Here is a 1223-nt window from a genome sequence, read left to right on the forward strand (position 1 = left end):
TAGGCTACTTCCCCCTCGCCGCGATTAAAACGCTTTTATCTCGAACAAAATTTAACCGCGAAAGGTCAACACGCCCTAGTATAAATGCCATGAAAAAGACGCCAAATATCAACCCAGAAAGTCAAAATGTTGCCGAGCTACAAGCGATGGTGAAAGCGCTAATGGCGTCAGAAAGCCGATTGAAACAAGAGCGTCAGTCGCTACTTGAACAACTCAAACTTGCCTTCGAACGCCAGTTCGCTAAACGCTCGGAGGTGTTAAAGCCTTACGATGCATCTCAAGGTGACCTCTTCAACGAAGTGGAATGTGAAGCTGCCAAAGAAGAAGAGGTTGAGGTTACGACGAGCACCACAACGAAGAAGCGCGGTAAACGTAAGCCACTTCCAAAGACCTTGCCTCGTGAGGTTATCGAACTCGATTTAGATGACAACGAAAAACAGTGCGCTTGCTGCCAACATAGCCTGCATAAAATCGGTGAAGACCGCAGTGAAAAGCTAGAGTTCTCGCCAGCGGTACTCAAAGTGCTGGAATATGTTCGTCCTAAATATGCTTGTCGTCAGTGCGAGCAAACTGAAGACAACAGCCGTATCGTTCAAAAGCCAGCGCCACAAAGCATTATCCCTAAAAGCTTTGCCACAGAAAGCTTGTTGGCCAATATTATCCTTGGCAAATACCAATACGCAATGCCACTGTATCGCCAAGAGTCGCTATTTACCCAATCGGGTATCGAACTATCGCGCACTACTATGGCGAGGTGGGTTATCCAAGTCAGTGAGAAGTTCGCACCGCTTTATGCCGCCTTGAAAACACACCTATTAGAGCAAGTAGTGGTTCAAGCGGATGAAACACCGCTCAATGTGCTCAAGGAAGATAAGCAGTGCTATATGTGGCTCTACTGCTCGGGCGCAGACTCGCCAGAAGCCGCACTTCCCAAAGTGAAAAATATCGCCTTGTACGACTATCAAAACAGTCGCGCGAGGGCGTGCCCTGTTGCCTTCTTGGGGGATTACAGTGGTTATCTGCAAACCGATGGCTATGGTGCCTATGACGGCCTTCACCAAGTGACCAATGTTGGCTGCTTGGCGCATGCACGTCGTAAGTTCATGGATGCTAAGAAGCTTCAAGGTAAGTCAGGTAAAGCAGATAAAGCGCTGGCTAAAATCCAGAAGCTCTATGGGATAGAATCCCGCTTAAAAGGTGCGTCTCTCGAGACACGAAAAGCA

General features: G+C 48.2%; 1 protein-coding gene. It reads left to right on the forward strand.

Translation table 11 applies throughout. The features are described from left to right. Nucleotides 1–89: 89 nt before the first annotated feature. The coding region (locus tag Q1A70_RS19975; protein WP_299695776.1) for an IS66 family transposase at nucleotides 90–1223 on the forward strand (1134 nt) is incomplete at its 3' end.

This window comes from uncultured Vibrio sp. (assembly GCF_947488985.1).
Lineage (GTDB): Bacteria > Pseudomonadota > Gammaproteobacteria > Enterobacterales > Vibrionaceae > Vibrio.